The 24,540-nt window shown below is 73.7% G+C and carries 20 protein-coding genes; 14 read left to right on the top strand and 6 right to left on the bottom strand.

Annotated elements, in window-relative coordinates; genetic code table 11:
* Positions 1 to 119 precede the first annotated feature (119 nt).
* The 8 genes from IPH07_06860 to IPH07_06825 all read left to right on the top strand — a co-directional run bounded on the left by IPH07_06860 (position 120) and on the right by IPH07_06825 (position 8,813).
* Positions 120 to 839 carry a site-2 protease family protein gene (locus IPH07_06860; GenBank protein ID MBK6917102.1) on the top strand — a complete coding sequence of 240 codons (720 nt, stop codon included), beginning with the start codon at positions 120 to 122 and terminating at the stop codon, positions 837 to 839.
* 41 nt (positions 840 to 880) lie between these two features.
* Positions 881 to 2,206: a segregation/condensation protein A gene (locus tag IPH07_06855; protein ID MBK6917101.1), complete on the top strand. Its 1,326-nt coding sequence runs from the start codon at positions 881 to 883 to the stop codon at positions 2,204 to 2,206.
* Positions 2,196 to 3,539, top strand: a complete 1,344-nt coding sequence (scpB, locus tag IPH07_06850) for an SMC-Scp complex subunit ScpB (protein MBK6917100.1) — start codon at positions 2,196 to 2,198, stop codon at positions 3,537 to 3,539. Before IPH07_06855 ends, scpB begins: the two co-directional genes overlap by 11 nt.
* Before the next feature lie 308 nt (positions 3,540 to 3,847).
* A complete protein-coding gene (locus IPH07_06845; GenBank protein ID MBK6917099.1) occupies positions 3,848 to 4,936 on the top strand; it encodes a pseudouridine synthase in 1,089 nt (362 codons plus the stop codon).
* Between the two features lie 52 nt (positions 4,937 to 4,988).
* Positions 4,989 to 5,294 carry a 30S ribosomal protein S14 gene (gene rpsN, locus IPH07_06840; GenBank protein MBK6917098.1) on the top strand — a complete coding sequence of 102 codons (306 nt, stop codon included), beginning with the start codon at positions 4,989 to 4,991 and terminating at the stop codon, positions 5,292 to 5,294.
* 11 nt (positions 5,295 to 5,305) lie between these two features.
* The gene (locus IPH07_06835) at positions 5,306 to 5,563 is read left to right on the top strand and encodes a type B 50S ribosomal protein L31 (protein ID MBK6917097.1); all 258 of its coding nucleotides are present in this window, start codon (positions 5,306 to 5,308) and stop codon (positions 5,561 to 5,563) included.
* Complete coding sequence (gene tldD / locus IPH07_06830) at positions 5,563 to 7,065, top strand: metalloprotease TldD (GenBank protein ID MBK6917096.1); 1,503 nt, start codon at positions 5,563 to 5,565, stop codon at positions 7,063 to 7,065. The genes IPH07_06835 and tldD overlap by 1 nt, the downstream gene beginning before the upstream one ends.
* Positions 7,066 to 7,100: 35 nt before the next feature.
* On the top strand, positions 7,101 to 8,813 hold the full coding sequence (locus tag IPH07_06825; GenBank protein ID MBK6917095.1) for a histone H1-like repetitive region-containing protein: 1,713 nt from the start codon (positions 7,101 to 7,103) through the stop codon (positions 8,811 to 8,813).
* A gap of 36 nt (positions 8,814 to 8,849) precedes the next feature.
* Here IPH07_06825 and IPH07_06820 read toward each other — a convergent pair whose 3' ends face one another.
* Complete coding sequence (locus tag IPH07_06820; GenBank protein ID MBK6917094.1) at positions 8,850 to 9,692, bottom strand: hypothetical protein; 843 nt, start codon at positions 9,690 to 9,692, stop codon at positions 8,850 to 8,852.
* Positions 9,693 to 9,840: 148 nt separating this feature from the next.
* Between IPH07_06820 and IPH07_06815 the strand changes: the two genes are divergently transcribed.
* Complete coding sequence (locus IPH07_06815; protein MBK6917093.1) at positions 9,841 to 11,286, top strand: ABC transporter substrate-binding protein; 1,446 nt, start codon at positions 9,841 to 9,843, stop codon at positions 11,284 to 11,286.
* A 32-nt stretch (positions 11,287 to 11,318) separates the two neighbouring features.
* On the opposite strand, the gene IPH07_06810 is transcribed toward IPH07_06815, so the two are convergent.
* From IPH07_06810 to IPH07_06790, 5 genes are read right to left on the bottom strand one after another with little or no spacing between them, the layout of a single operon-like run.
* Positions 11,319 to 13,352, bottom strand: coding sequence for a protein kinase (locus IPH07_06810; GenBank protein ID MBK6917092.1), 2,034 nt, complete (start codon positions 13,350 to 13,352; stop codon positions 11,319 to 11,321).
* Positions 13,353 to 13,367: 15 nt separating this feature from the next.
* Positions 13,368 to 15,104, bottom strand: a complete 1,737-nt coding sequence (locus IPH07_06805) for a hypothetical protein (protein ID MBK6917091.1) — start codon at positions 15,102 to 15,104, stop codon at positions 13,368 to 13,370.
* Positions 15,101 to 16,957 (bottom strand): hypothetical protein, encoded by a 1,857-nt coding sequence (locus IPH07_06800; protein MBK6917090.1) that lies wholly within the window; start codon positions 16,955 to 16,957, stop codon positions 15,101 to 15,103. Before IPH07_06800 ends, IPH07_06805 begins: the two co-directional genes overlap by 4 nt.
* Entirely contained in the window at positions 16,954 to 18,531 is a 1,578-nt protein-coding gene (locus IPH07_06795) for a hypothetical protein (GenBank protein MBK6917089.1), read from the bottom strand. Before IPH07_06795 ends, IPH07_06800 begins: the two co-directional genes overlap by 4 nt.
* A gap of 23 nt (positions 18,532 to 18,554) precedes the next feature.
* Positions 18,555 to 19,829 carry a serine hydroxymethyltransferase gene (locus IPH07_06790; GenBank protein ID MBK6917088.1) on the bottom strand — a complete coding sequence of 425 codons (1,275 nt, stop codon included), beginning with the start codon at positions 19,827 to 19,829 and terminating at the stop codon, positions 18,555 to 18,557.
* Positions 19,830 to 19,860: 31 nt separating this feature from the next.
* Between IPH07_06790 and IPH07_06785 the strand changes: the two genes are divergently transcribed.
* From IPH07_06785 to IPH07_06765, 5 genes are read left to right on the top strand one after another with little or no spacing between them, the layout of a single operon-like run.
* Entirely contained in the window at positions 19,861 to 21,393 is a 1,533-nt protein-coding gene (locus IPH07_06785; protein ID MBK6917087.1) for an anthranilate synthase component I family protein, read from the top strand.
* Positions 21,390 to 21,998, top strand: coding sequence for an aminodeoxychorismate/anthranilate synthase component II (locus IPH07_06780; GenBank protein ID MBK6917086.1), 609 nt, complete (start codon positions 21,390 to 21,392; stop codon positions 21,996 to 21,998). The genes IPH07_06785 and IPH07_06780 overlap by 4 nt, the downstream gene beginning before the upstream one ends.
* Complete coding sequence (gene trpD, locus IPH07_06775) at positions 21,995 to 23,071, top strand: anthranilate phosphoribosyltransferase (protein ID MBK6917085.1); 1,077 nt, start codon at positions 21,995 to 21,997, stop codon at positions 23,069 to 23,071. Before IPH07_06780 ends, trpD begins: the two co-directional genes overlap by 4 nt.
* 7 nt (positions 23,072 to 23,078) lie before the next feature.
* A complete protein-coding gene (locus tag IPH07_06770; GenBank protein ID MBK6917084.1) occupies positions 23,079 to 23,876 on the top strand; it encodes an indole-3-glycerol-phosphate synthase in 798 nt (265 codons plus the stop codon).
* Positions 23,877 to 23,902: 26 nt separating this feature from the next.
* Entirely contained in the window at positions 23,903 to 24,520 is a 618-nt protein-coding gene (locus IPH07_06765) for a phosphoribosylanthranilate isomerase (GenBank protein ID MBK6917083.1), read from the top strand.
* Positions 24,521 to 24,540 lie beyond the last annotated feature (20 nt).

The following is a 24,540-nucleotide window of genomic DNA, read 5'->3' as shown; positions in this document are numbered from 1 at the left end:
CCGCCGAGCCCTTGGCGTGCAGTGGCCGGCGCGACTTGCCCCGGGACGCGGGGCTTCCCACACTTGTCGGGCCAGGGGCGCCGCTGCCATCGCGGCGCCACCGGCCATCGCCCACCATCATGCTGCGCAACGCCAACGCCCTGGTCGCCTCCCACGTCCTGCTTGCCGTCGGAGCCGGTGACCTGCGGCGGACGATGCTCTACGTGGTGTGCCTGATCCTCGCGATCACGGTGCACGAGTTCTCCCACGCGCTCGCGGCCCACAAGCTCGGCGACCCCACGCCCGAGGGCCAGGGCCGGCTCACACTCAACCCCGTGGCGCACGCCGATCCGATCGGCACGCTGGTGCTGCCGGTGACCCTGGGGTTGTTCAGCCCGGGCATGCTGTTCGGCTGGGGCCGTCCGGTGATGACGCAGCCGCGACTGTTCACGCGCAAGGTCACCATGCGCGGCGGCATGGCCCTGGTGGCGTTCGCGGGGCCGCTGTCGAACCTCTTGATGGCCGCGGCGGTGCTGGTGGTCGTGTGGGTGGCGGGCCTGGCGGGTGGCGGACCAGCATGGATGTACGATCCCGAGCAGCCGCTGTGGTTGTTCTTCCAGCTCAACTTGGTGCTGTTCGCGTTCAACCTGCTGCCGATCCACCCGCTCGATGGCGGCAAGGTGTTGGGCTGGCTGCTCGGTGCGCGCTACCAGCACGTCGATGACTTCCTCACGCGGTACGGCGGGTTCATCCTGCTGGCGCTCGTGCTGGGCGCGCCACGGGTGCTCTCGTACGTCCTCGGCCCGATCGTGCAGCTCGGCGCGTGGGCGTGGGTTCACGCAGCGGGCGCGGGTCTCTAAGGTCGTCGACGGCCCGCACCGACGTTGTACTCTCGCCCGCCGTGGAATCGACGCCGGACAGCGAGGGCCCCGAGGCCCGCGCGAGCGATGCTCCGCCCGAGCGCGCGTCGACCCTGCGCGACGGTGAGCGCGACGATGGTCGCTGTGCCGTCGAGCTGCCGCAGTTCGAGGGCCCGCTCGATCTCCTGCTGCACTTGGTTCGGCGGCACGAGCTCGACATTCTCGACATCCCGATCTCGTTCGTCTGCGAGAAGTACCTCGAGTACCTCGACGTGATGCAGGCGCTCGATCTCGAGACCGCCGGCGAGTACCTCGTGATGGCCGCCACGCTGGCGTACCTGAAGAGCCGCGAGCTGGTGCCGAGCGACCCCGAGCCGCTCGAGGAGGGCGGGGTGCGTGGGGACGCGGGCAGCGATCCGCGGGCCGAGCTCATCGCGCGCCTGCTCGAGTACCAGCGGTATCGAGCGGCGGCGGCCGAGCTCGATCAGATGCCGATCTCGGGCCGCGACGTGTTCGACCGCGGCGGCACCGTCGACATCCCGCCGATGGATCAGGGGTTGGCGCCGATCACCCTGTATCGCCTCGCGGAGGCCTACCAGCGGGTGCTCGAGCGGGCCCGGGTCATGCGCAGCCACGAGGTCGTGCTCGAGCGCGTCTCGGTCGCCACGCGCATGCGCCAGCTGACCCAGCTACTGCTCGACGGCACCCGCTTCGAGTTCGAGCAGATCTTCCTCGACCGCACCTGGGAGAGCGAGCACGAGCTGCGGGCCATGCTCATCGTCACGCTCATGAGCGTGCTGGAGCTCGTGCGCCTCGGCATCGCGCGGGTGCACCAACCCGAGGGGAGCGACACGCTGGTGGTCGAGCGCGCCTCGACCGGCGAGGAGGCCGAGCGCGCGCTCGCGGGCTACGACGAGCACGCCAGCTTCGGCGCGCCGGCCCCGTCGGCGACGGCCGGGGACGACGACGACGACGACGACGAGCCACCGCCCGAGCGCTTCGACGATCCGGACACGGTCACCGACGACGCATCGCGGGACGACGTCGCCGCGCGCGACCCCTCCGCGGCAGGCGCGTTCGCGCAGGCCATCACCGATGCGGGCGACGTGCCCGCGGCGGTCGCCGACGATCCCGCGGGCATCGAGGACCAGCACCCCGCTGCTCCGAGCCCCAGCGATCCGCTTGCACATGACGCCGCGGAATCGGAGAACCCCGCAGCCGGCGCTCGCCCGCGGGCGGCGAACGAGCCCACCGCGGCGAACGAGCCCACCGCGGCGAACGAGCCCACCGCGGCGAACGAGCCCACCGCGGCGAACGAGCCGGCAGCGCCCGAGACCCGACCGGACGACGACGACGATGGAGGATAGCGCCCCGACCACGCACAAGCGCTCGCGCAAGCGCTCGCAGCCCACGCCGGCCGCGACGGTCGAGGCCAGCCTCGACGAGCTGGTCGCGGGCCTCGATGCGCCGACCGCCGAGACCGGCGAGGCGGGCTCGCCGGCGGTCGTCGACGAGCCCGGTGCTGCGCCGGGCGAGGAGCCCAAGCGGCGCAAGCGGGGGCGCAAGGGCGAGGCCGACGACAAGGACCGGGCCGACGCGCAGCTGCCCGGCGTGCAGCTATCCGACAGCCTGCCGATCGCCGTCGACGACGATCTCTCGAGCGTCGAGGGCGAGGCGGCGCCGCGCCTGGTATGGATCATCGAGAGCCTGCTCTTCGCCGCCAACAAGCCGCTGGGCGTGCGGGAGATCCGACAGATCCTCAAGGAGGCCACGCTGCGTCAGGTGCAGCTGGCGCTCAAGCAGCTCGGTCGCGATCTCGAGGGGCGCGGCATCGTGCTGGCCCAGGTCGCCGGCGGCTTCCGGCTACGCACGCACCCCGAGAACGGGCGCTGGGTGCAGGCGCTGCTGGCGGAGCGGCCCGCCCGGCTGTCGCGCTCGCAGCTCGAGACCCTCGCGGTCGTCGCGTATCGCCAGCCGATCACCAAGCCCGAGCTCGATCACATCCGCGGAGTCGACTGCGCGGCGGTGCTCAAGGTGCTGCTCGACCACGACCTCGCGCGCATCGTGGGCCGCAAGGAGGAGCCGGGCCGGCCGCACCTGTACGGCACGACCCTCAAGTTCCTCGAGTTCTTCAACCTCCGCAGCCTGCGGGACATGCCGGATCTGCACGAGTTCCGCGAGCTCACCGAGGAGAGCCGCGCGGTCGTGCGCGAGCAACTCGGCGAGGCGGCGCTGTTCGACGAGCGCGAGGCGATGGGGCAGGAGGTGCTGCACTGGGACGAGGGCGACGCCGCCGGACGAGCCGCGCACGACGACGACCGCGGACTCGGGCCACTGCCGTTCCCCGACGACGGTGCGACCGAGGGCGAGCTGGCGGCGAACGACGAGGCGGACCTCCGCGCCGATGACGACGCGGACGCTGCGGGCGACGACGAGGACGCTGCGGACGACGACGACGCGGACGGCGACGCTGCGGACGACGACGACACCGACGACGCTGCGGACGACGACGACGACGACGACGCGGACGACGACGACGCGGACGGCGACGCTACGGACGACGTCGCCGCGGACGACGTCGCCGCGGACGGCGACGCTGCGGACGACGACGCTGCGGACGACGACGCTGCGGACGGCGACGCTGCGGACGACGACGCTGCGGACGGCGACGCTGCGGACGACGACGAGGAGACGCCATGAGCGAGTCGACGCGCAGACCCGGCGGTCGTGCCCCTGCCAAGGTCCGGCGCCCCAGCGGCGACGTGCGGCGGCCGAGTGCCGAGTCCGTCGGCGGCAAGCACGGTGGTGGCAAGTCGGGCGGCGGCAAGTCGGGCAGCAAGCCCGGCGGCAGCAAGCCCGGCGGCAGCAAGCCCGGCGGCAGCAAGCCCGGCGGCAGCAAGCCCGGCGGCAGCAAGCCCGGCGGCAGCAAGCCCGGCGTCCGCAGGCCGAACGAAGGCAAATCCGCCGTCGCGGCCGCGGCGGGGCCGGTCGGCGCCGGGGCCGAGCGGCTGCAGAAGTTGCTCGCCCAGGCCGGCATCGCCTCGCGCCGTGCCGCCGAGGAGCTGATCGCGGCCGGGCGCGTGCGCGTCGATGGCCGCGTCGTCACCACGCTCGGCACGCGGGTCGACCCCGAGCTGGCGTCGGTCGAGGTCGACGGTCAACGCATCGCGGCGCAGCAGAAGATCGTCGTGGTGATGAACAAGCCCGACGAGACCGTGAGCTCGGCGGAGACCAAGACCGACCCGCGGGGCCGCGCGACCGTGGTGAGTCTGCTGGGCGGGCTCGGCACGCGCGTGGTGCCGGTCGGGCGGCTCGACTACCACACCCGCGGCGTGCTGCTGCTGACCAACGACGGCACGCTCGCGGCCGCGCTCACGCACCCCACCAGCGGCGTGCCGAAGACCTACCACGTGAAGTTCCAGGGCCGGCTCGACGAGAACGCGCTCGCCCACCTCCACGCCGGCGTGCAGCTCGAGGACGGCACGCGCACGCGGCCATCGCTCGAGGTCGAGCTCGTCAAGGCCACCACCACCAACACGTGGGTGCAGATGACGATCGCCCAGGGCCTCAACCGGCAGATCCGCCGGATGGGCGAAGCCATCGGACATAGCGTGCTCAAGCTGATCCGCGTCGCGTTCGCAGGCATCACCGCCGACGGCCTGCGCGAGGGGCAGTGGCGGGTGCTGCGGGAGGACGAAGTCGGTGCGCTGCGCAAGCTCGCGGGCCTGACCCGACGCGCCAAGGCCACCGCGGTGCTCAAGGCCCTCGCCGACGCACTCGACGACGCGCCGCGTCGCCGTCCGCGACTGCTGGCGCAGGGCCAGGCGGTGCCGGCCCGCCGTCGTGCGAGCGTCGCCGGGCCGGCGGCCGAAGCGATGGCCCAGGGCGCGCCGCGACCCACCGACGGCGACGGCCAGGCGACGTCGCCGGCCCGGGATCGTGCCCGCGGCGACGCGGCCCCATCGACCCGCGGCCGTGCCCCGGCGGCCCCCGGCCGGCGCAGTTCCGCCGCAAACGGGGCCCGATCCACACGTGCGGGCACGTCCACGTCTTCGCGCAAGGGCGGCCGAAAGCGGCTTGCATCGCGCCCGCGCTGAGGCTAGGGTCCCGGCCCGCGCCGAGGCTTTACCGGCGCGCCCACGAAGAGCCATGGCGAAGCTGTCCCAAGTCCTGCGCGACGAAAAGCGCGATGCACTGATCGAAAAGTACGCTGCTCGACGCGAGGAGCTCCGTCGCAAGCTGAAGGACTTCGACGTGCCGCCCGAGGAGAAGCAGGCGATCAGCGCGCAGCTGAACAAGCTGCCGCGCAACTCCTGTGTGACCCGCAAGACCCGGCGCTGCATGCTGACCGGCCGCAGCAAGGCGGTCTACCGCAAGTTCGGTCTATGCCGCGTCGCGCTGCGCGACCTGGCCCTGCGTGGCGACCTCCCCGGCGTCACCAAGTCGAGCTGGTGAGGACAGTCGTCATGAAGAAGGGCGTCCATCCCGATTATCACACGGTGTTGTTCGTCGACTCGTCGACGGGCGACGAGTGGGTCTCGTTCTCGACGATGAAGGGCACCGGCGACAGCCGTGAGGTGGCCGGCGACACGCTGCCGGTCATCCGCCTCGACGTCAGCGCGTTCAGCCACCCGTTCTGGACCGGCCACGCGCGCGAGCTCGACACCGAGGGCCGCATCGACCGCTTCCGCCGTCGCTACGCCGGCAAGTCCAAGAAGGCGTGATGGCAGCGCGGCGCGGCCCCAGCCAGCCAGCTTCTCGCCGGCGGGGCGGCTCCGCGTCGCAGGCCCCGGTCGCACCGCCGATCGAGGCCCCATTCGCGCCTGGGCGCGGGCTCGTCGACGCGGCGCTGCTCTCGAAGCTGATCGCGACCGCGCTCTCCCAGGGCGGAGATTTCGCGGACCTCTTCTTCGAGTACCGCCGCTCGAGCGGCATCTCGATGGAGGACGGCCACGTGCGCAACGTGTCCGGCGGCATCGACATGGGCGTCGGCGTGCGCGTGGTGCAGGGCGAGGCGGTCGGCTACGCGTTCGCCGAGTCGCTGCAGCCCGAGGAGATGCTGCGTGCGGCGCAGACCGCCAGTCGCATCGCCCAGGGCGGGGGTCGCCGGCGTGCGCAGAAGGTCGCGCTGCGGGGGCTGCCCGACCGCTATCCCGTGCACCACGAGGTCGTCGACGTCGCCGGTGCCGACAAGGTCGCGTTGCTGCGCCGCGCCGACGCGGCCGCCCGTGCGGCGAGCGCTTCGGTGGTCCGCGTCGATGCCTCGATCGTGTCGGTCCACAAGGAGATCCTGGTGGTCGACAGCGCCGGCGGCATGGCCTACGACCAGCAGCCGATGGTGCGCTTCGGCACCGCCGTCATCGCGCGCAAGGGCACCCGCACCGAGAGCGGCAGCTCCGGCGGTGGTGGGCGGCTGGGCCTGGCCTACTTCGATCGCGTGAGTCCCGAGGACCACGGCCGCGAGGCTGCCCGCGTCGCACTCGTCAACCTCGACAGCCGCCCGGCGCCGGCCGGCGCGATGCCGGTGGTGTTGGCCGCGGGCGACTCCGGCATCCTGCTGCACGAGGCCGTCGGCCACGGGCTCGAGGCCGACTTCAACCGCAAGCGGACCTCGAACTACACCGACCGCATCGGCGAGCGTGTCGCGGCCCCGGGGGTCACCGTGGTCGACGATCCGACGCTGCCCGGCAGTCGCGGCAGCATCAACGTCGACGACGAAGGTCAGACCGGCGAGTCGATCATGCTGATCGAGGACGGCATCCTGCGCGGCTACATGCAGGACCGCATCAGCGCCCGCTTCTTCGCGCTCGATCATGCCGGCAGCGGTCGTCGCGAGAGCTTCCGCGATGTCCCGATGCCGCGCATGACCAACACGCTCATGCGCGCCGGCACCGACGACCCGGAGGACATCGTGCGATCGGTGCAGCGGGGCATCTTCGCCAGCAAGTTCTCGGGCGGCCAGGTCAACATCTCGAACGGCGACTTCGTGTTCAGCCTGACCGAGGGCTACCTCATCGAGGACGGCAGGCTCACCGCCCCGCTCAAGGGGGTGAACCTCATCGGCAACGGCCCCGAGGCCCTGACCACCGTGAGCATGATCGGACACGACTTCCAGCTCTCCGACGGCATGTGGACCTGCGGCAAGGACGGCCAGAGCGTGCCCGTCGGCGTCGGCATGCCGACCGTGAAGCTCGACAGCCTGACCGTCGGAGGCACGCAGACGTGAGTGCGACGCGCAAGCCGGGCAAGCGGCCCACGGCGATGAAGGCGAAGCCGGTCGCGAAGAAGGCGTCGGCGAAGGCCAAGGCCGTCGCGAAGAAGCCGGTCGCGAAGAAGCCGGTGGCGAAGAAGCCGGTCGCGAAGAAGCCGGTCGCGAAGAAGGCCACCGCGAAGAAGCCGGTGGCGAAGAAGCCGGTCGCGAAGAAGCCGGTCGCGAAGAAGCCGGTGGCGAAGAAGCCGGTGGCGAAGAAGCCGGTCGCGAAGAAGCCGGTCGCGAAGAAGGCCACCGCGAAGACGCCGGTCGCGAAGACGCCGGTCGCGAAGAAGCCCACCGCAACCAAGCCGGTCGCGAAGACCAAGTCCGCCGGCGGGGCATCGTCGGCGAGTCCGCGCTCGGGCCATGCGGTGCACGAGCGCCTGCGTGCCATCGCCGAGCACGCGATCGCGTGCGCGAAGCGCCTCGGGGTCGACACCGCCGAGGTCAGCGTCGCGACCGGGCACGAACTCGAGGTGTCGGTGCGCCAGGGCCAGGTCGAGCTGGTCAAAGAAGCCGGCAGCAGCGGCCTGTCGGTGCGCATCATCTGTGCGGGCCGGGTGGCGACCAGCTCCACCACCGATCTGCAGCCCGACGCGGTCGAGTCGTTCCTGGCCCGCGCGGTCGAGATGGCCAGCGTGAGCGAGCCCGACGAGATGGCCGCGCCGCCGTCGCGACGGGAGCTCGCGCGCACGTGGCCGGTCCTCGACCTGTTCGACCCGGTCACCGACGGCATCGACGCCGCGGCTGCGATCGAGATGGCCACGCGGGCCGAGGCGGCGGCGCTGGCCTACGACCCCCGCATCTCCGCCAGCGAGGGCGCCTCGTTCGGGCGCTCGAGCGGGCACTCGGTGCTGGCGACCACCAGCGGCTTCATGGGCGAGCGTGGCGGCACCTACCAGTCGCTGGTGGTGCAGGCGGTCGCCGATGACGTCGGCGGCAAGAAGCGCAACGGCGTGCACTGGAGCGGTGGCCGCTTCTTCGCCGAGCTCGACGATGCCGAGGCGGTCGGGCGCGAGGCGGCCCGCCGCGCGGTGCGTCACCTCGGCGCGCAGAAGATCGCGACCGCAGTGCTGCCGGTGGTGTTCGACAAGGACGCCGCCCGGGGCATCATCGGCCTGCTGGCGGGCTGCGTGCTCGGCGATGCGATCTACCGCGAGCGCAGCTACCTCGCGCAGCGACTCGGCACGCGCGTGGCCAGCGAGCTGGTGACGATCGTCGACGACCCACTGGTCCCGCGGGGCCCCGGTTCGCGGGCGTTCGACGGCGAGGGGCGGCCGGTGCAGCGCCGCACCGTGGTCGCCGGCGGCAAGCTCGAGACATTCCTGCTCGACACCTACTCGGCGCGCAAGCTCGACATGGCGCCGACCGGCTCGGCCTCGGGCGGCGGCGGCATCCCGCACGCGAGCACCAGCAACCTGTTCCTGCTCGCCGGCGAGCACACCCCCGCGCAGTTGCTCGAGGGCATCACGCGCGGGCTCTACGTCGAGCGCATGATGGGCTTCGGCTTCGATCCCACGACCGGCAACTTCAGCCGTGGTGCCGAGGGCTTCCTCATCGAGGACGGCAAGCTGACCACGCCGATCAGCGAGATCACGATCTCACGCAACCTCGACGATCTGTTGCAGGGCATCGATCGTGTCGCCGATGACCTCGATCACCGCACCGCGACCGCGTCGCCCAGCTTCCGCGTCGACCAGATGACGGTCGCCGGCAGCTGACCGCCGCCGCCTCGGCTGCGTGGCGCGGCGCGCCGGCTAGAACGCGACGCCGAGCCCGTGCGGGCGCACGCGTGCGTGCGCCTGCGACTGGCGTCGATGGCGGCGGACGTCGACCGCAGCGATCGCGATGAAGGCCACCAGTGCCGCGCCGGCCACCGCGAAGCCGATGTCGGCGCCGAGCGCCAGGCGGCGGCTCGCGACCGCGTCGGGCCCGACGGCGGCGGAGCACAGCGGTGCGTCGCGGGGGCCCACGCAGCCCTCGCGCGCGGCCCGGCTGCGCCCCAGCGAGGTGCTGCCGAGCGCGGTCGCGACGATGCCGAGGGCCCCGGCGGCGCCCAGCAGGCTCCACGCCCACGGCCGCACCGTGCGGTCCGCGGCGCCGTGCTCCTGCGGCGGCGGTGCGGGCGGTGGGTTCGCGTCGTCGTCGTCGGTGTCGCCGGGATACATCGGCTCGTCGTCGACCGCGTCGGGGCTGCGCGCCGCGGCGGCCTCGCGCTGCTTGTCGAGCCGCGCCTGCAGGCTGCGCTTGCGCTCGTCGAGGGCGGCGCGCTCCGATGCTGGCGCGAGCGCACGGTAGCGATCGAGCGCATCGATCGCGGCCTCGAACTCGCCGGCGCGATCGTGGGCCAGCGCGGCGTTGTAGAGCATGTCGAGGTTGCCCGACAGCTCGAACGCGCGCTCGAAGGCGGTCGCCGCCGCCGCGTAGGAGCCCTCGGCGAACAGCGTGCGGCCGTTGTCGAACAGCTCCTCGGCGCGCGCGAGGTCCTGCGCGCTCGGCTTGGCCTCGGCGCGCAGCGGCGCGGCGAGCAGCGCCAGGGCCAGGCCCGCGGTCGCGAAGCGGGTGAACGCCGGCGATCGTGGCTGGGGCGCGCGGGGCATCGTCGTCGGCCTCGGGCGGTCAGTATACCGGCGACGCGCGGGCCGTCTACACTGGCGGGCGCGCCGGTTCGGGGGCGCTTGCGCGATGCAACACGGGGATCCACGACGCTCGTCGGCTCGCACGTGGCGTGTCCGCGTCGGCACCATCGTGGCGAGTGCCTCGCTGAGCGTGGCCTGCTCGTTGACCGCGATCGATCCGCAGCCCTGCAACGACGACGGTGACTGCCGGCACGCCTTCGGCGTGGGCTCGGTGTGCCAGGACGACGGCTACTGCAGCGCGCGGCAGATCCATCCCCGCTGCAACCAGAGCTGGCCGCCCGAGCTGCTGGTTGCGCCCGACACCTACGGCGACGCGATCGTCATCGGCTCGCTGTTCTCGTTCGTCGATCACCTCGACACCCGCAACGCCGCCGAGCTGGCGATCCGCGAGCTCGAGCTGCAGCAGGGCCTCGCGGGGCAGCGCATCGTGATGCTGCATTGCGACACCACCGCGATGGTCGGCGACGGCAAGGACGATCTCGAGGGCTCGGCCGACGCCGCGCGCTTCCTGGCGGAGGTGATCGGGGTGCCGGCGATCGTGGGTCCGCGCGGCTCGTCGCGCACCCAGGCGGTGTTCGAAGCGGTGCGCGACGACGACGTGCTGGTCATCTCGCCCTCGGCCACCAGCGCCGCGCTCACCGGTATCGACGCGATCGACCCCAGCTTCGAGCAACCGGGCCTGCTGTGGCGCACGGTCCCGCCCGACACGCTGCAGAGCGAGGTCATTGCGGCCGACATGCGCGATCGCGGTGTCACCAGGGTCGCCGTCGCGTACCAGACCGGGGCCTACGGCGAAGGCCTGGCCTCGCTGTTCGAGACCCGCTTCATGGCCACCGGCGGGGTGTCGGTCGAGCGCCAGCCCTTCAGCGACGGCCAGTTCGCCGGCATCGTCGCCCAGGTCGGCGACGCGCTGGCTGCGGGCAGCATCGACGAGATCCTGTTCGTGTCGTCGGACCTCGCCGACTACGTCGGGTTCTTCGCGGCCGCGACCGCGACCACTTCGATGCAGGATGCCTACGCGACCGAGGGCACCGGCATCTTCCTCGCCGACGCCGCGTACAACACCGGACTGCTCGAGATGACCGCCGCGAAGGCGGGGCCGCTGTTCGCCCATGTGCGGGGCACCCGACCGGCGCCGGCCGCCGGCACGCTGTTCAACACCTTCGCGGCCGCGTACGCCGCGGCCAAGTACGGCGACGCCGATGCCTCAGGCTTCACGCCCCACGCCTACGACGCGACCTGGCTGGTGCTGTACGGCCTGGCGCGTGCGAGCTTCGACGAGCCGGCGATCGACGGCATCGGCATCGCCCGCGGCTTGCGTCGCATCAGCGGCGGTGACGCGATCGACATCGCCGCGACCAGCTGGCCCAGCGTGGTCGAGCACTTCCGCAGCGGCGCGTCGATCGATGTCACCGGCGCCTCGGGACCGCTCGACTACGATCCGGACACCGAGGAGACGACCGCACCGATCTCGTTGTGGGCGATCGAGCCCGACGCCGTCGCACCCAGCGGGTTCGCGTTCGTCGAGCTGGCGCGCATCGATCCCGGCGCGTGAGCCCGGCCGCCGCGGCGGTCCGGCGTCCGCGGTCACTTGCGGAACGGTCGCAGCTCGTCGTCGAGCTTCGCGTCGCGCGGCCCGGCGTCGTCACTGCGATGCGCCGAGGGCTTGGCGTCCGCGTCGGGCTTGGACTTGGGCGCGGGCTTGGCACGGGGCTGCGGCCGCGGCGTGGGTTCGCCCGGCGGCATCGCGGCTGCGTTGCGTGGGGCGGCGGTGGGGTTGGTGTCGGCGCTGGGTGTGGCGGTGACGTCGGGCGGTGTGCCGACCCCCGCCGCGCGCCGCAGCATGTCGAGTCGCGCGGCGAGCCCACCACAGCCGGTCGGCATCGGCTCGCCGACCGCCAGCGCCGGCAGCCGTGCCCGCGCCAGCACCTCGGCGTAGGCGTCGGGCGTGACCGCGATGGTGTCGAGCGTGGTCGTGAACGCGGCGCAGGGCCACGGTGCGTCGTCGACCTGCAGCAGGTCGAGCTCGAGCTGCTGCTTGGCGTCGATGCGCGCGCCACCCCCGGCGGCACGCAGGCGCTCGATGAGCTCGTGGCGAGGGCCCCACGGCAGCGCGCGCGCGGGGTCACGCTCGCGCAGTGCCGCGGCCCAGCCGTCGAGCTCAGCCACACCCACGGCGGCCGTCGTCGTCGCAGGGGTCGCGGTGGCCACCGGTGCCGATGTGGCGGTGGGGGCGGGCGCGTCGTCGGGCCGCAGCGCCACCCACGTCAGGAGGCCGATGACGACCGCCACCGCGGACCCGGTGGCGATTGCCTTGGGCCACGCCGAGGTCGACGCCGACGCGCCGGTCCCGGTGACGGGGTACTCGCCCGAGTCCGCCGGCACCGTGGGCGCGCTGCGACTCGGACTGCTGGGGGCACTGCCGCTGGCCGACGCCCGGGCCTGCGGCGCGCTCGCGGTCGATCGATAGGGGGCGGTGACGCGATCGACGATCGCGGTCTGGGCCTGCGGCGGCGCGCTCGTGCCGAGGTCGCGCGTGGAGTCGGAGGCCGAGCCGCTGGCGGGGAACGGCGTGCCACCCTCGAGCTCGATCGAGCTGGTGACCGGGGCGACGACTTGGCTCGCACTGGCGCTACCGACCTGTGTCCATGGTGGCGGTGGCGAGCCGAACAGCTCGCGCACGAACTCGCCCAGCCGCACCGACGACGGGCGCAGGCCCAGCGCGTGGGCGCAGCCCTCGAGGTCGCGGTGCAGCGCGTCGGCGGTGGCGTAGCGGGTCGCGGGATCACGCTGCAGGCAGCGCATGACGATCGCGTCGAGCACCGCGGGGATCTCGGGCACCACGCTCGAGGGCGGGGCCAGCTCGACGGCGGTGATGCGATGCATCACGGCGAGATCGTTGTCGGCGCGGAACAGCCGCGCCATCGTCAGCATCTCGTAGAGCACCACGCCGAGCGACCACACGTCGGTACGGCGATCGAGCACGTCGCCGCGGCACTGCTCGGGCGACATGTACGCGGCCTTGCCCTTGCGCACGCCGACCCGCGTGATGTTGGCCTGCGCGGCGGCCTTCGCGATGCCGAAGTCGACCAGCTTCACGCCGCCGTCGAAGGTGACGATCGCGTTGGCGGGTGACACGTCGCGGTGCACGATCGCGAGCGGCTGGCCATCGAAGCCGTGCTGCTCGTGCGCGTGGTGCAGGCCCGCCGCGACGCCGATGGCGATTGCGATCGCGTGCTCGAACGGCAACGCGCGTCCGCGGCGGCTGAGCTCGCGCAGGATCGCCAGCAGATCCTTGCCGTGCAGGTACGCCATCGCGAAGTAGTAGTCGCCACCGGACTTGCCGATGTCGAACACCTGCACGATGTTGGGGTGCTCGAGGGTCGCGGCCAGCCGTGCCTCGGCCAGGAACATCTCGACGAACTCGGGGCTGCCTGCGTACTGCGGCAGGATCCGCTTGAGCACGACCAGCTTCTGGAAGCCCTCGATGCCGATGCGACGGGCCAGCAACAGCTCCGCCATGCCCCCGACGGCGAGCTTGCTCAGCACCTCGTAGGGGCCGATGCGCGTCGACGAGACCAGCTCGCCGGCGCCCTCGGGCTGGGTGTACGCCTGCGACACTTTGGTGCGAAGAGCCTACTCTGGCGTCAAGCGAGCCGCCAGATCGGCGCGGCCGCCCCTACGCAGTGCGACGTCGAGTTGGCCCTCGACGTCGCCCCAGGCGTGGGCGAGATCGGCGGCGAACGGTGAGTGCACCGCCGCCGGCGGGCCCATCAGTCGTGCCCGCGCCCGCAGGTGCCGCTCCAGCACCAACTCGGGCGTCGTCGCCAGCGCCTGCGGCGGCAGCACCCGCCACAACACGCCCTCGGGCACGCGGGGCAGGGTCGTCGACGGCGTGGAGAAGTCGTTGGCGAGGTACACCGGCGTCGCGGCGCCGGCGGGTTCCTGCCACAACGCGGTCAACATCCGCACCGGCTTGTCGACGTCGGGCAGCGCTGGCATCGCCGCGCGCAGCCGTGCGCGATACCACGGATGCGCCAGCAGTGAGGCATCGACGTAGATCACCTCGGGACCCTCGCCGAGGATCTCATGGGCGAACAGCACCGGGAACGTGCGGTGGTCGTCGGTGCCGAGCACCAGCGCGGGGGTGCCGGGCTCGGGCGTGCGCAGCAGATCGACCGCGTAGCGCTGCACGCCGTCGTCGTCGGCTGGCACGCCGCGCTCGAGCGTGCCGAGCAGCTGCCGCGTCACCAACGTCGCGAGCGTGATCGCGGCCAGTCGTCGTGGCCAGCCCACCGGCACGCGGGCCGCGACCGCGCCGAGGGCAACCGCCAGCGGTGGCGTCGCGAGCACCAGCGGCAGGACATCGAAGCGCTCGAGGATCCACGCGGCGAACGGCGAGCTGGGATCGATGTCCTGCAGCAGCACGAAGCCCGGACCCGCCAGCAGCCACGCGACGGCCAGCGCGATGGCAGTGCCTCGCTCGGCGCGGGGCCACGCGCGCGCGGCCCCGAGCGCGATCGCCACCACCGCGATCGCGGCCAGCCACGGCGACGTCGACGTGCCCGCCGACCATGCGTCGATCCACGAGCTGCCCGCGCGGCCGAGCGACGCGCTCGCCGACGGCGCGGCGTCGTGCAGACTGAGGCTGAAGGTGCCGTAGTCGCGTCGCGTGACGTGGGCGAGCAGGCCCCCGAGGCTGCGGGTCTCGCCCCAGCACCACGGCCCGTCGCCGACTGCGAGCGTGACGAAGCTGCCGAGGCCGATCGCGCTGCCGAGCAGGCCCCACGCGCCGTGCCGCAGCAGCGCCGGCACGCCGGGTTCTCGCGGCCACGCGGCGGCGACCGCCAGCGGCACCAACCACACCGCCGTGAGGTGATGCGAGACCGCCACGCCGATCGCGAGGCCGACCACGAGCGCGTGGCGACGGCGATCGAGCGCGAGCTCGATGAGTATCGCGGCCACCAGCACCAGCGGTCCGAACACCTCGCTGTCGTCGGTGTGCACGACCACCACGTGGGCGCCTGCGACCAACGCCACCGTGCCGCACGCGAGCGCCGGCGCGACCAGGCGCATGCAGCTACGCGCGAGCAGCAGCCAGCCGGCCATCGCCGCCAGCGCGCACGGCAACGCAGCCGCGCTCGCCGGTGGCAGCCCCAGCGCCCACAGCGGGCGGGCGAGCAGGCCCAGCGCGCGCATCCACGGGTAGCCCGAGGGGTGGGGTACGCCGCCGCGCAGCATCACGGTCGCGAACTCGCCGGCGTCGCCGGCCTGGATCGTCCGCGGCAGCGACCACCATGTCAGCAGCAACAGCAGCGCCGCGAGCCCGAGCAGCCATCGTCGCGCGTGCACGTGCGCGTCGTCGTCGGTCATGGTGAAGGCTCGTCCGCGGCCGGCCGATCGCGGCGCAGCAGGTCGTCGAGCGCGAGCATCCACTGGCCCGCGGCGTTGACCACCCACGCGCCCGCGTGCAGACGTGCGCCGAGCGCTGCGGCGAGCTCGGGGTGCTCGGTCGCCAGCGCGGCCTCGGGCACCAGCTCGCGCCAGTGGGCCAGCTCGTCGGTCACGCTGCGACAGCCAGGGGGCCACGCCGCCAGCACCAGCGTGCGACCGTCGCGATCGAGCACCGGCTGCCACCACGGATTGCCCACGGCGCACAGCGCATCGAGCTCGGCGTCGGACCAGCTCGCCGCGACCTCGAGCGTGATGCCGCCGGCGTGCTCGGCGGTCATCACCGGCAGCGAGGCGGACTCGAACGCAGGCGCGCGCGCCTCGAGCTCGCGCACGTGGCTGACCACGTGGGACAGTCGTGCCAGCGCGGCGGTCGCATCGGGGCGCGCGGCCGGATCGAGCGCGGTCAGCTCGAGTGCGAGCCGCAGCTCGGGCGCGTCCGACTCGAGCGCGGCGAGCCCCTCGCGACCCCGCAGCTCGCCGGTCACCAGCGCCGCCAGCAGCACGCCGGTCGCGAACATGTCGGCGGCCTGGGTCGGTGCCGCGCCGGCCCGCACCTCGGGCGCGGTGCAGGCCAGCAGCTCGTCGAACGCCCCGGTGTGCGTGGCCGCGAGTCCCTGCAGGTGATGGGCGCCGAAGGGCCCCAGCAGCGGGCGGCCCAGCGCGTCGGTGACGAGGCTGCTGGGGAGCACTGCGCCGTGCACGAGGCCGCGGGCGTGGGCCGCCTGCAGGCCCTCGAGCAGGAACGCGATCGAGGCCCGCGCGCGCGAGCGCAGCGTGCCCAGGCCCGGCGGTCGGATGAGCGTGCGCAGGGTCGGTCCGCCGGCCCGCGGCAGCACCAGCAGGCCGGCGTCCTCGCGCAGCTCGAGCACCGGTCGGATCGCCGGATGTCCGGTGGCGGCGGCGGCCCGGGCCGCGGTCGCGAAGCGCTGGATCGCGGCCGCGATGCCGGCATCGATCGCACCGGTCTCGGGCAGGTCCGCCAGCAGCAGGTGGATCTCGACCTCCTGCAGCGTGGTTCGATCGACGCCGACGTAGGCCGCGCCGACCAACGCGCTCCCGCAGGTGCCGGTCACCCGGAAGCGCCCTGGCAACGCCGCCGCCACGTGGTCCTGCCGCGGCAGCACGATCTCGGCCGCGAGCCCGTGGCCGAGGGTCGTGAGCGCGCGGGCCAGCAGCGTGCGCGAGCTGGCATCGTCGCTGCGGTGGCGCAGTGCCGCCTGGGCGTGACGCGCCGCCGCCTCGGCGTCGCCGAGGTCCCACGACAACGCGGCCGCCAGCGCGTGCGCCGGCGCGTCGCCTTCGCCGTCGCCGAGCTCACCGAGCACCCGCAGGCCCTCGAGCGGCGCCCCGGCGTCGGCCAGCACCTTCGCCGCCGCCACGCGATCGCCGGCCTCGCCGAGCGCGGCGGCCTGCCGCCGTGGATCGCTGGCGGCGCGGGCCAGCAGGCGTGCGGCGTCGTGGTGCCGCTTGCGACGCGTGAGCGTCGCGGCCGCGGCCTCGAGCACCACGGCGTCATCGCAGCGATCGAACCACGCCAGCACGCGATCGATCGCGGCGGTGCCTTCGCTGCGCAGCGCGGCTGCGAGCGCGCGCGGCGGATCACCGGCCCGCAGCCACGCGTCGGCCGCGGCGGCGAAGTCCCAGATCTGCTCGTGCACCCACGCCGCGGCGGTGAGCTCACCGGCGGCGGCGAGCTCGATCGCGACGCGCTCGTGCTCACCCGCGGCCAGCCGCGCGCGCAGCTCGGGCGACAGCGAAGGCGCCACGCTCAAGGGCGGAGCTCCTCGGTCTTGCTGTCGACCGGCGCCGCACCGCCATGTGCCGCGTCGGCGGGCCGAGCGGTCTCGACCACCAGGCCGTAGGGCAGCCACCAGAAGTTCTCCAGTGCGACCACATCGGCGGGCCCCAGCGCGAGCAGGGTCAGGCCCATCGCGCCCAGGGCCGCGCGTGGGTCGGCCTGCGCCGTCGCGATCAAGCTATCGATGGTGGTGTCGCCGCAGCGCGGCGAGGCGGGCGCGCCGGGGGCCGCGGCGACCGGTGCGAACAGCTCGCCGCGCAGCGTCGCATCGTCGCCGAGCTCACCGTGGATCCACAGCGCCGCCAGCGACACGCACACGGCATCGCGGGCGCGCGCGACCACCAGCGCACGCGCGTCGGCGTCCCGCAGGCCCGAGGTCACCGCGATCGCCAGCGCGTCGCGGTGGGAGCGGGGCGCGATGCGGCCCCGCACCAGCCCGAGCGTGGGCGTGACCGCGGCGCGACGGGCCCGCTCGACCGGCGTGACGATGCCGGCCTCGACGAGGGCGAGCGTCAGCTCGGCGTCGGAGTGCACGCCGAGGTCGTCCACGAAGCTCGCGCAGTCGAGCGCGGCGCCCTGCAGGGTCGGCTGGCCCGCGATGTAGCGCTGCAGCTCGACCCAGCGCGACTCGCAGCGACCGCGGTCGACCGCCGTGGCCACCGGGGTCGTGACCGGATGCTTGGCCAGCATCGCGGACAGCTGCGTGAGCGCGCGCGACAGCGCCGCGTAGCTGGCCCTTGCGTCTTGCACGTGGGCCTCCTCGGTGTCGAGTCGGCGGCGCAGCTCGCTCGCGCCGAGTCGATCGGGCAGGCGTCGCACCTCGCTCGGTGCCGCGGCGGCCGCCAGCGGGTCACCCCACGCGGCGGGGGCCGCTTGCGGCAGCGCGGCGGCGATCGCCGAGAGTCGCCCGCGGGCGTCGTCGATCGCGAGGCCCAGCGCGCGCGTACCCGCGGTGGGCGTCGCGGTCGCGAGCGCGGTGGCGTGGGCGTCGAGTCGCGTGCGCGCGTGGGCCAGGCTCGCGCTCGAGCACGCACCCAGGGCAGCGATGCCGTCGCGCAGGGCGGCGGCCGCACGCTCGCGGGCCGCGTCGCACGCGGTGCATTCGGTACCGCGGGCCGCGAGGATCGTCAGCGCCTCGTCGAGCTCGGTCACGATGACGTTGGGATCCGTGCGTGCGGGCGGTCGGCGGGACAGGCCGTCGCGTGCCCGCGACAGCGCGAAGCGGATCGCCCGCAGCAGCGCGCGAGCCTCGGGCTCGAGCAGCGCGGCATCGAGGTCCTTCGCCTCGCGCCACGCCGAGTCGAGCACTCGGCGGGCATCGATGATCGCGCCCGCACCATGGGGCGGCAGGTCGACCGGCGCGTCGTCGTCGAGCTGCGCCCGCGCGAGCGGATCGCTGGCCACGAGCGCGGCCTCGGCCAGCGCTGGCAGCCGCGCCCAGGCCTCGCGATGGGCCTGCGCGCGGAACTGCGGCGGCTCTGGGGTCGGCGGCGGCGGCTCGGCGCTCGCCGGCTCCCCGCCACACGCCGCCAGCAAGGACAGCGCCACGAGTGCGCGCCCCACCATCGCCGTCACAGCCCCGGGGCCGGATGCGGCGCGAGGAACTCGCGCACGCGATCGCGCATGCGCGTGCAGAACTCCGCGCTCGGCTCACCGTTGGTGCGGGCCGCCTCGGCCACGCCGTCGTGGATCAGGGTCGCGACGCCGTCCATGTGCGCGACCGTCAGGCCGCGCGAAGTGAGCGCGGCGAGCCCGATGCGGATGCCCGAGGGATCGAACGGCTTGCGGGGGTCGAAGGGAATCGCGTTGCCGTTGAGCTCGATGCCGCAACGGTTGAGCGCGATGCCGGCGACGCGCCCCGAGATGCCGGTTGCGGTCAGATCCACGAGCATGAGGTGGTTGTCGGTGCCGCCCGACACCAGCGCGTAGCCCCGCGCCATCAGGGCCTCGGCGAGCGCACGCGCGTTGTCGACGATCTGTCGCGCGTAGGCGGCGAAGGCTGGCGTCGCGGCCTCGGCCAACGCGACCGCCTTCGCGGCGGTGGTGTGGTTGTGCGGGCCGCCTTGCAGGCCGGGGAACACCGCGCGATCGATGGCGGCGGCGTGGGCCGACTTGCAGAGGATGAGCCCACCGCGGGGGCCTCGCAGGGTCTTGTGGGTGGTGGTCGTGACCGCCGCGCAGTGCGGGATCGGGCTCGGGTGCACGCCGCCGGCGACCAGGCCCGCGATGTGGGCGATGTCCGCGACCAGGTGCGCACCGACCTCGCCGGCGATCTCGGCGAACGCGGCGAAGTCGAGCTGGCGCGGGTACGCCGAGTGCCCGACCCAGATCAACTTGGGGCGGTGCTCCTTGGCGAGCGCACGCACCTCGTCGAGGTCGATGCGGTGGTCGTCCTTGCGCACGCCATACTGCACCGATCGGTAGTAGATGCCGGTCGCCGAGACCTTCCAGCCGTGGGTGAGGTGGCCGCCGGCGGGCAGCGCGAGGCCCATCGTGACGTCGCCGGGTTGGATGAGCCCGAGCAGCACCGCGAGGTTCGCCGGCGAGCCGCTGTACGGCTGCACGTTGGCGTGCTCGGCCCCGAACAACGACTTGGCGCGCTCGATTGCCAGGCTCTCGAGCGGATCGATGAAGTCCATGCCCTCGTAGTAGCGACGGCCCGGGTAGCCCTCGGCGTACTTGTTGGTGAGCGCGGCGGCGCTGGCCTCCAGCACCGCCTTGGACACGTAGTTCTCGCTGGCGATGAGGCGCAGGCTCTCGCGCTGCCTGGCGTCCTCGCCTTGGACGAGGCGCCACACCTGCGGATCGGCGTCTCGCAGCGAGGGATCACGGAGGGGCTCGGTCATGGCGTGCAGTGTAGACTATGCTAGCGCGCCCATGCGGGTGCAGCCCGAACCCGAACGCTTCGCCGAGCTGGCCGCGCGCGCGCCGGTGGTGCCGGTGTGGTGCGAGTGGCTGGCCGACGGCGCGACGCCGCTGTCGCTCTTCGCTTCTGCGCGCCGCATCGATCCCACCGCGTTCCTGCTCGAGAGCGTGACCGGCGGTGAACGCTGGGCGCGCTACAGCTTCGTCGGGCTCGGCGCGCGCGCGCGCCTGCGCGGGCACGTCGACGCGTCCGGCGAGGTGGTGATCGAGGCCAGCGGTCGCGCGCCGCTGCCGGGGCCGGCAGGGGGCCCCGCGATCCCGTGTGTGCGCGCGTGGCTGCAGGCGCTGCGCGCCGAGCTCGTGCCCGAGCTGCCGCCGTTCTGGGGCGGACTGGTCGGGGTGTGGGGCCACGAGATCGTGCGGGCGATCGAGCGCCTGCCGCGGCCGCCCCACCACGGCGAGCCGCGGCTGCCGTGCCTCGACCTGGTGCTGCCCGAGGTCGTGCTCGCGTTCGATGCCCTGGCCCAGCGCATGTTCGTGGTGGTCGCGACGCTGCCCGCGGGTGAGGGTGGGCCGCACGCCGCGCGCGAGGCCGCGATCGTGCGCATCCGCGACGCCGTCGCGCGTCTGACCGCCGCGTTCGCGCCGCTGCCCGCGGCCGCGCTGCCGACGATCGCCGAGCCGGCCGGTCAGGTCGCACCGCCATGGTCGCGGGCGCATCACCTCGAGGCGGTCGCACAGGCGCAGCGCCACATCGTCGCCGGCGACGTGTTCCAGGTGGTGCTCTCGCAGGTGTTCGAGGCGCCACAGGCCGGGCTCGATCCGCTCGATGTCTACCGCGTGCTGCGGGCGACCAACCCGGCGCCGTACATGTACATGCTGCAGGCGCCCGAGGCCACGCTGGTCGGGGCCTCGCCCGAGGTGTTGGTGCGGGTCGATCGCGATCGCACGATGACCTTGCGACCGATCGCGGGCACGCGTCCGCGCGGCCGTGACGACACCGAGGATCGCCGGCTCGAGCGCGAGCTCTGCGAGGACCCCAAGGAGCGCGCCGAGCACGTCATGCTGATCGACCTCGGTCGCAACGACGTCGGTCGGGTCGCGCAGGGCGGCAGTGTGCGCGTGGTCGAGTCGTTCGTCGTCGAGCGCTACTCGCGGGTGATGCACCTGGTGTCGCAGGTGCAGGGCCGCCTGCGCGACGGCTGCGACGCCCTCGACGCGCTGCTGGCCGCGTTCCCGGCCGGCACGCTGTCGGGTGCGCCCAAGCTGCGCGCGCTCGAGCTGATCGACGCGATCGAGCCGGTCGGGCGCGAGTGGTACGGCGGCGCTGTCGGCTACCTCGGCCACGACGGCGGGGCCGACTTCGCGATCGCGATTCGTTCGGTCACCGTCGCCGACGATCGCCTGCGCGTACAGGCCGGCAGCGGCATCGTGTTCGACTCCGACGCCGGGGCCGAGGACGCCGAGTGCCACGCCAAGGCGGCGGCGGTGCTGCGCGCGATCGCGATGGCGCGACGCATCGGCGAGGAGGGGCAGGGGCCATGAGTGCGCAGGTCGTGATGATCGACAACTACGACTCGTTCACGTGGAACCTCGTGCAGTACCTGCTCGAGCTGGGCGCCGAGGTCGAGGTGCTGCGCAACGACGCGATCGACGTCGACGGCGTGCTGGCGCGGCGGCCGACCCACGTGGTGCTGTCGCCGGGGCCCGGTACGCCGGCGGATGCCGGGGTCTGCCGCGGGCTGTGCGAGAGCCTGGCGCGCACCGGCGCAGTGCCGCTGCTCGGGGTCTGCCTCGGGCATCAGACCCTGTGCGAGGTGCTGGGCGCGACGGTCGGCGGCGCGCCGCGGATCATGCACGGCAAGACCTCGCCCATCGTGCACGATGGCAGCGGCGTGTTCGCGGGTCTACCGTCGCCGTTCGCGGCCACCCGCTACCACAGCCTGGTCGCGTTCGAGCCCACGCTGCCGCCCGCGCTGGTCGCCAACGCGCGCACGCCCGAGGGCGAGCTGATGGGCGTGCGCCACGTGCACGCGCCCTGCCATGGCGTGCAGTTCCACCCCGAGTCGATCCTCAGCGAGCACGGCCACGCGATGCTGGCGAACTTCCTCGCTCTGACGCCGACGCCGGGCGGGTCGGGTGCATCGTGAGCGGCGACGCTTCGATGCGCGGGGCGCTGGTGCGGCTGCAGCAGCGCGAGGACCTCGGCGGCGAGCTGGTGGCCGCGTGCATGCGCGAGCTCATGGCCGGCGAGTGCGAGCCGGCACAGATCGGCGCATGGCTGATGGGCCTGGCATGCAAGCGCGAGCGCGACGACGAGATCGTCGGCGCCGCGATCGCGATGCGTGAGCAGCTGGTGCCGGTGTCGTGTACCCGTCGCGATCTGCTCGACACCTGTGGCACCGGCGGCAGCGGCATCGCGCGGCGCAACGTCTCGACCGCGGTCGCGCTGGCGGTGTCGGCCTGCGGCGTGCCGGTGGCCAAGCACGGCAACCGCGGCGCGTCGGGGCCGTGCGGCAGCGCCGACGTGCTCGAGCTGCTCGGGCTCGATCTCGCGGCGCCGACGTCGGTGGTCGCGGCCGGCATCGACGCGTTCGGGCTCGGCTTCGCGTTCGCGCCTGCGCTGCACCCCGCGATGCGCCACGCCGCGCCGGTGCGCAAGGCACTCGGCATCCGCACGCTCTTCAACCTGCTGGGGCCGCTGTGCAACCCGGCCGGCGCCACGCGGCAGCTGCTGGGGGTCTACGATCCCACGCGTTGCCGCGATCTCGCGGTCGCGCTGGCGCGTCTGGGCAGCACGCGCGCGCTGGTCGTGCACGGCTTCGCAGCTGGCGTCGCGGCCGACGAGGGCGCGCCCTGGGGCCTCGACGACGCCAGCTGCGAGGGCGAGACGTTGGTGTGGGAGCTGGCCGCCGGCGAGCTGTCGCGGCGGGTCGTGGCCCCCGAGGACGCCGAGCTGCCGCGCGTGGCGTGGGCGGAGATCGCCGGCGGCTCGCCGTTCGAGAACGCCGAGGCGCTGCTGCGGCTGCTCGACGGCGAGCCCGGCCCCTACCGCACGGCGGTGCAGCTATCGGGCGCGTTGGCCCTGTTGGCGGCCGGCGACGGGCCTTGGAGCGATCTCCCGCGCCATGCGGCGCGCATCGCCGCCGCGCTCGACGACGGCAGCGCCCGCACACGGTTGGCGCAGCTGGTCGCGCGAAGCCATGATAGAGACCTCGGGTGACCGCGACATGACCGAGGCCACGACCTACCTCGACCGCATCCTCGCCGCCAAGCGCACGCAGCTCGCGAGCGCGCGGCACGATCGTGGCAACTGGACCCACGCCGCGCTGCAGGCCGAGCTCGACGCGTTGCCGCCGTGCCGCGATTTCCAGGCCGCACTGCATCGCCCCGGCGGGCCGCGCATCATCGCGGAGTTCAAGCGCGCGTCGCCGTCGCTGGGGCCGATCCGCGAGGGCGCCGACGTGGTCGCGATCACCCGTGCCTACGAGCAGGCCGGTGCGGTCGCGCTGTCGGTGCTCGCCGATGCGCACTTCGGCGGCAGCCTCGACGACGTGCGCCGGGCCAGCGAGTCCGCCGGCGTGCCGGTGCTGTGCAAGGACTTCATCCTGGACAAGCGACAGATCCTCGACGCGCGGCGGGCGGGCGCCGACGCGGTGCTGCTGATCGTCGCGGCCCTGCCACCGCCGACGCTCGAGCCGCTGGTGGAGTTCGCCCATCGTGTCGGGCTGGCGGTGCTGTGCGAGGCCCACGATCCCCACGAGGTCGATCGCGCGCTGTCGGCGGGCGCGAAGATCATCGGTGGCAATGCCCGTGACCTGCGAACCTTCGCCGTCGATCTGCAGCGCGCGATCGAGCTACGCCGCCGCGTGCCGGCCTCGTTCACCTACGTGGCCGAGAGCGGCGTGCACGGCCCCGACGACCTGCGTCGGCTCACCGAGGCCGGCGTCGACGCGGTGTTGGTGGGCTCGGCGCTGATGTCCGCCGAGGATCCCGGCGCCACGCTGGCGCAGTGGCTCGCGCCGTAGCGGCCGGTCGGAGCGGGCAGGGACCAGTGGTCGCGCTCAAGATCTGCGGGCTCGTGCGCAGCGACGACGTCGTCGCCTGCCGCGAGTTCGGGGTCGACGCGATCGGCATCAACCTGTGGTCGGGCTCGCCGCGCGGGCTGAGCATCGACGCCGCCGCGCACATGCTCGCGCAGGCCGGCGAGACGCCGATGCGGATCGGCGTGTTCGTCGATGCCGACGCGGCATTCGTCGTCGACGCGGTCGCGCGGCTGTCGTTGGCGGCGGTGCAGCTGCACGGCGATCATGTCGATCCCGACGTGCTTGCGCTCGGCGTGCCGTGGGTGTGGGTCTTGCGTGGCACCCCCGAGCTCGCGACGCTCTCGTCGCCCGCGCCCGCGCCTCGCTTCGCGCTACTCGACGCCCACGTGCCCGGCTATGGCGGACAGGGCGTGACCACCGACTGGACGTGGGCCGCCACCGCCGTGGCTGCGCTCGCGCCGATGCCGGTGTGGCTGGCCGGCGGCATCACGCCCGACAACGTCGCGGCCGCGATCGCGATGGTGCGACCGGCCGGCCTCGACGTCGCGTCGGGGGCCGAGGACGGCGTGCCGGGGGTGAAGTCGCGGGCGAAGATCGCCGCGCTCGTGCAGGCGTGCCGCGGATAGCTTCGGCAACGCGGTGACGA

This window comes from Deltaproteobacteria bacterium (genome assembly GCA_016709225.1).
Lineage (GTDB): Bacteria > Myxococcota_A > Polyangia > Nannocystales > Nannocystaceae > Xiheibacterium > Xiheibacterium phototrophicum.
The sequence above is the reverse complement of the archived record's forward strand: the minus strand, read 5'-3'. Positions and strand labels throughout refer to the sequence as shown.

Excerpts from the sequence above, each read along its gene's own strand:
- tldD (MBK6917096.1), top strand. The coding sequence starts at position 5,563 with ATGGCAGCGCGGCGCGGCCCCAGCCAGCCAGCTTCTCGCCGGCGGGGC.
- IPH07_06835 (MBK6917097.1), top strand. The coding sequence starts at position 5,306 with ATGAAGAAGGGCGTCCATCCCGATTATCACACGGTGTTGTTCGTCGAC.
- rpsN (MBK6917098.1), top strand. The coding sequence starts at position 4,989 with ATGGCGAAGCTGTCCCAAGTCCTGCGCGACGAAAAGCGCGATGCACTG.
- IPH07_06825 (MBK6917095.1), top strand. The coding sequence starts at position 7,101 with ATGAAGGCGAAGCCGGTCGCGAAGAAGGCGTCGGCGAAGGCCAAGGCC.
- IPH07_06785 (MBK6917087.1), top strand. The coding sequence starts at position 19,861 with ATGCGGGTGCAGCCCGAACCCGAACGCTTCGCCGAGCTGGCCGCGCGC.
- IPH07_06770 (MBK6917084.1), top strand. The coding sequence starts at position 23,079 with ATGACCGAGGCCACGACCTACCTCGACCGCATCCTCGCCGCCAAGCGC.
- IPH07_06790 (MBK6917088.1), bottom strand. The coding sequence starts at position 19,829 with ATGACCGAGCCCCTCCGTGATCCCTCGCTGCGAGACGCCGATCCGCAG.
- IPH07_06780 (MBK6917086.1), top strand. The coding sequence starts at position 21,390 with ATGAGTGCGCAGGTCGTGATGATCGACAACTACGACTCGTTCACGTGG.
- IPH07_06860 (MBK6917102.1), top strand. The coding sequence starts at position 120 with ATGCTGCGCAACGCCAACGCCCTGGTCGCCTCCCACGTCCTGCTTGCC.
- scpB (MBK6917100.1), top strand. The coding sequence starts at position 2,196 with ATGGAGGATAGCGCCCCGACCACGCACAAGCGCTCGCGCAAGCGCTCG.
- IPH07_06820 (MBK6917094.1), bottom strand. The coding sequence starts at position 9,692 with ATGCCCCGCGCGCCCCAGCCACGATCGCCGGCGTTCACCCGCTTCGCG.
- IPH07_06805 (MBK6917091.1), bottom strand. The coding sequence starts at position 15,104 with ATGACCGACGACGACGCGCACGTGCACGCGCGACGATGGCTGCTCGGG.